The 4,881-nt window shown below is 66.2% G+C and carries 3 protein-coding genes and 1 pseudogene; all 4 read right to left on the bottom strand.

Annotated features, from left to right (window positions below):
* Positions 1-80: 80 nt before the first annotated feature.
* Positions 81-2,315, bottom strand: coding sequence for an NADP-dependent isocitrate dehydrogenase (locus PMI14_RS28635; protein ID WP_007860196.1), 2,235 nt, complete (start codon positions 2,313-2,315; stop codon positions 81-83).
* A gap of 294 nt (positions 2,316-2,609) precedes the next feature.
* A complete protein-coding gene (locus PMI14_RS34460) occupies positions 2,610-3,116 on the bottom strand; it encodes a tetratricopeptide repeat protein (RefSeq protein WP_007860194.1) in 507 nt (168 codons plus the stop codon).
* A gap of 73 nt (positions 3,117-3,189) precedes the next feature.
* Positions 3,190-3,897: a ligase-associated DNA damage response endonuclease PdeM gene (pdeM, locus tag PMI14_RS28630; protein ID WP_007860192.1), complete on the bottom strand. Its 708-nt coding sequence runs from the start codon at positions 3,895-3,897 to the stop codon at positions 3,190-3,192.
* A gap of 17 nt (positions 3,898-3,914) precedes the next feature.
* Positions 3,915-4,881 (bottom strand): annotated as a pseudogene (locus PMI14_RS28625) (DNA ligase-associated DEXH box helicase); the annotation flags it as partial.

Here is a 4,881-nt window from a genome sequence, read left to right as displayed (position 1 = left end):
GGGGGCGTCCCCCTCCCAGATTGCGAAGCAATATGAGAGAGGGGGAAGGCGCGAAGCGACTCAGGGGGTGCTCCACTTCATCAGGCCGCAGCAGCGAGCGCCTTGTTCAGCGTTTCGCTCGGGCGCATCACCTTGTCGAGCTTGGCCACGTCGGGCTGGTAGTAGCCGCCGATGTCGGCGGGCTGGCCCTGCACGGCAGCCAGTTCGGCCACGATGGTCTCTTCCTTGGCCGTCAGTTCCTGGGCCAGCGAGGCGAAGCGCGTGGCCAGTTCCTTGTCGTCCGTCTGCGCGGCCAGTTCCTGGGCCCAGTACAGGGCCAGGTAGAACTGGCTGCCGCGGTTGTCCAGCTGGCCGGTCTTGGGCGAGGGGTTCTTGTTGTTGTCCAGGAGCTTGCCCGTGGCGGCGTCCAGCGTCTTGGCCAGGATCTTGGCCTTGGCGTTGCCGGTCTTGATGCCCAGGTCCTCGAACGACACGGCCAGCGCCAGGAACTCGCCCAGCGAATCCCAGCGCAGGTGGTTCTCTTCCACCAGCTGCTGCACGTGCTTGGGGGCGGAGCCGCCGGCGCCCGTTTCATACATGCCGCCACCGGCCATCAGCGGCACGATGGACAGCATCTTGGCCGAGGTGCCCAGTTCCATGATGGGGAACAGGTCGGTCAGGTAGTCGCGCAGGATGTTGCCGGTGGCGCTGATGGTGTCCAGGCCGCGGATCACGCGCTCCAGGGTGTAGCGCATGGCACGCACCTGGCTCATGATCTGGATGTCCAGGCCGGTGGTGTTGTGCTCGTGCAGGTACATCTTGACCTTGGTGATCAGCTGCGCCTCGTGCGGGCGGTACGAGTCGAGCCAGAACACCACGGGCATGCCGGAGTTGCGGGCGCGGTTGACGGCCAGCTTCACCCAGTCGCGGATCGCGGCGTCCTTGACCTGGCACATGCGCCAGATGTCGCCGGCTTCCACGTCCTGCGACAGCAGCACTTCGCCGGTCACCAGGTCGGTGATGTTGGCCACGCCGTCTTCGGCGATCTCGAACGTCTTGTCGTGCGAGCCGTATTCTTCGGCCTGCTGCGCCATCAGGCCCACGTTGGGCACCGTGCCCATGGTCTTGGGGTCGAACGCGCCGTGCCATTTGCAGAAGTTGATGATCTCCTGGTAGATGCGGGCGAAGGTCGACTCGGGCATCACGGCCTTCACGTCCTTCAGGCGGCCGTTGGCGTCCCACATCTTGCCGCTGTTGCGGATCATCGCGGGCATGGACGCGTCCACGATGATGTCGTTGGGCGAGTGGAAGTTGGTAATGCCCTTGGCCGAGTCGACCATGGCCAGCTCGGGACGGTTCTCGTGGCAGGCGTGCAGGTCGCGCTTGATCTCGTCGCGCTGGCTTTGGGGCAGCGTCTCGATCTTGGCGTACAGGTCGACCATGCCGTTGTTCACGTTCACGCCCAGCTCGTCGAACGTCTTGGCGTGTTTGGCGAACGCGTCCTTGTAGAAGATGCGCACGCAGTGGCCGAACACGATGGGGTGGGACACCTTCATCATCGTGGCCTTCACGTGCAGCGAGAACATCACGCCGGTCTTGCGAGCGTCTTCGATTTCCTTCTCGTAGAACTCCAGCAGCGCCTTCTTGCTCATGAACATGCTGTCGATCACCTCGCGGTCGAGCAGCGCGACCTTGGGCTTCAAGACAATGGTCTTGCCGCTCTTGGTGATCAGCTCCATCTTCACTTCGCGGGCGCGGTCCAGCGTCATGGACTTTTCGCCATGGTAGAAGTCGCCGTGGTGCATGTGCGAGACGTGGCTGCGCGATGCCTGGCTCCATTCACCCATCGAATGGGGGTTCTTGCGCGCGTAGTTCTTCACGGCGGCGGGCGCGCGGCGGTCGGAGTTGCCTTCGCGCAGCACGGGGTTCACCGCAGAGCCGATGCACTTGCCGTAGCGCGCCTTGATCTCTTTTTCCTTGTCGTCCTTGGGCTGGTCCGGGTAGTCGGGCAGTGCGTAGCCCTTGCCCTGCAGCTCGGCGATGGCCGCCTTGAGCTGCGACACCGAGGCGCTGATGTTGGGCAGCTTGATGATGTTGGCGTCGGGCTGCAGCGTCTTCTTGCCCAGCTCGGCCAGGGTGTTGGGAGCGCGTTGCTCTTCCTTCAGGAATTCGGGGAACTCGCCCAGCACGCGGGCGGCCACGGAGATGTCGGACTCCGCCACGTTGATGCCGGCCGGTGCGGCAAAGGCACGGATGATGGGCAGGAAGGAAGCCGTGGCCAGGCGAGGTGCCTCGTCGGTCAGGGTGTAGATGATGGTCGGTTGCTGGGTCGTCATGGCTTGTCTCACGAAACGAGTGTGTAAATGCCCTTTGCCGGGGTATGGCAGGGGCCAAACGCGAATGCTCTCGCATTCTCGTCTTTTGGCGCTTTATCGGGCCCCGGTTTTTGCAATCGAATTCCACAATGCAAAATTTACCGACGGGTAGGCGAAAATTTTTAATGCGTTGCCTATAGCGGAAGTGGTTTCGCACCGAAATCGGGCGGCGCCAAACCCGAAAAGCCTCATTGCCGCAAGGGCCAACGGGCAGCGGGTTGGATATCACGCGCGGCCACGAATGTCTGGGCGATCTCAGGGCCGCCGGTAGTTCAGACTCAATAGCACGCCCTGTGCGCGTAGCAGTGACTGGGCCTCTTCGCGTGCCGCAGGAGTGATGTGTTTGGATCGGATGGCCCGCCGCAGCAAGGTCAGACCCAAAGGAGCCGAGCGGGTAACTCCCAAGCCTGTGAGGTAGCACTTGGCCAAGTCGACATAGGTATCTCCGTCGCGGCGGACGGCCGACTTCTGGAACCAGCGGAAAGCACTGCCGTGGGCACCGCGCTTTCGCATGACCAGTGCGATATTGGAAGCTGCCGATCCACTTCGTCGGTCTGCAACATGGGCTCGGCGGTACCAAGCGAGCGCTTGGTACTTGCTGGGAGGCGTGCCAAGGCCTTCGTCGAAGCAATAGCCGATGTTCAGCCGGACTATCCGGGCGCCATGCGCCTCGGCAGCGAGGAAAAGGCTAAATGCATCGGAATACCGCTCCGCATCCCACGCCTCGTAGGCTTGGTCTTCCAGTTCATCCTGCGTGGTCATTGGAGGGTCTCCATGGGATCTGCAGTGCAGATCGGGCGCCTATGGTATGCGGTTGAGACTCTCGGAGAAAGTCTTAGCCAGGAGCACGGACTTCCATCACCCGATCCCCCATCACCGCAAACCGCCGCGCCTGCGGCGCAATCGACTGGCTCGACGTCCCGGTGAACGCCCCGAACGCCGGCAGTACCAGCAGTCCCGGCGTGAAGGCGAAGCAGGGCAGGCGCGCGGCATCGCGTGCCAGGCCGTACAGGGTCACTGTGGGGTGCAGATGGCCCGCCAGTACGGTGCTGCCGGCAACGGCCAGGGGATGGTGGCAGGCCAGCACCTCGGCATCCGCCAACGGCCGCCACGGCTCGTCGGCCAGGGCGATGGAGAGTGCCGCCGGCGGGTCGCCCGCATGCAGGTCGTGGTTGCCGCGCACCAGCGTCATCTGCACGGAGCCGTGGCGTTCGCGCCAAGGCAGCAGCTGGGCCCACAGCGGTTCGTCGGCGCCGCTGCGCGCGTGCAAAAAGTCGCCCAGGAAGACCAGGTGCTCTGCGCCCGTCACGGCCAGCACCGCGTCGAGCCGGGCCAGGTTGTCGGCCGTGGTGCCGTGCGGCACGGGCTGGCCGGCGCGGCGGAAGGTGGCGGCCTTGCCGAAGTGCACGTCGGCCACGAAAGCCATGCGCGCGGCGGGCCAGACCACCGCGCGCTGGGGCAGCAGCCACAGCACCGTGCCGCCAGGCAGGGTGATGGCATGGGCGCCTGGGGGCGTGGAGGTCGGGGCGGCGTCGTTCAGCAAGGGCGGGGTGGCTGGGCTCAGAATCCGTGGCGTCTGCGGGGCCGGCGGGGTGTTTCCTGGGCGTCGCCGCGGCGCGCGCGCCGGGGCGATGCGGTGGCCCCGTCGGGCATGTCCCAGGCCATGTCGGCCGGGTCCACCGGATTATCGGCTTCGTGGGTGCCCGTGGTGTCGTCGGCCGCCTGCTCCAGCGCCTGCACCATGCGCGCCAGCCGGTCGGCCAGGGTCTCGGTGCTCAGGCGCTCGCGAAAGCGCTCCACCATCAAGGGCAGGGCAAAGGGAGTGGGGCGCGTGAGCGCATGGATGGACAGGGTCTGTGCCTGCATGCCGCGCAAGGTGCGTGCCAGGCGCTCCATGTCCAGCTCGTTGGCCAGCAGCTCGGCGCGGGCCTGGGCCAGCAGCAGGTTGTCGGGGTCGTACTGGGCGAACACGTCGTAGTACAGCGAGGACGAGGCCTGCAGCTGGCGGCTGCTGCGCTGCTCGCCCGGGTGGCTCTGGAAGATGAGGCCGGCGATGCGCGCGATCTCGCGAAAGCGCCGGCGCGCCATCTCGGTGGCGTTGAGGCTGGCCAGCACCTCCTCTTCGAGCCCGCTGCCCAGGGTGGTGGGCGTGCCCTCGCCCAGGATGCGGGGCAGCAGCGTGGCCCAGGCGATGGGCTTGGCCGAGAGCAGCTCCAGCCCGTAGTCGTTGACCGCGATGGAGAAGGTGTTGGCCACCTGCTGCGACGCGCGCCAGGCCAGCAGCCCGGCCAGGCCCAGGTGCACCAGGCGGCCCGCCAGCGGGTACAGGTACAGGTGCCAGCCCTCGCGCGTGTGCAGGGTCTCGGCCACCAGGCGGCTGGGGGTGGGCAGGGCCGACCAGGCGTGCTGCAGCGCCAGCAGGGGCTGGGCGGACTGCATCTCGGGCGAGGCGTAGACACCGCGCTCGGCCTGCTCCAGCATCTCCAGCATGGCGTCTGCCAGGGTGTTCGACAGCGGCATGCGCCCG

This window comes from Acidovorax sp. CF316 (genome assembly GCF_000276605.1).
Taxonomy (GTDB): domain Bacteria; phylum Pseudomonadota; class Gammaproteobacteria; order Burkholderiales; family Burkholderiaceae_C; genus Acidovorax.
The sequence above is the reverse complement of the archived record's forward strand: the minus strand, read 5'-3'. Positions and strand labels throughout refer to the sequence as shown.

Coding starts and splice junctions, on each gene's coding strand:
- PMI14_RS28635 (WP_007860196.1), bottom strand. CDS start 2,315: ATGACGACCCAGCAACCGACCATCATCTACACCCTGACCGACGAGGCA.
- PMI14_RS34460 (WP_007860194.1), bottom strand. CDS start 3,116: ATGACCACGCAGGATGAACTGGAAGACCAAGCCTACGAGGCGTGGGAT.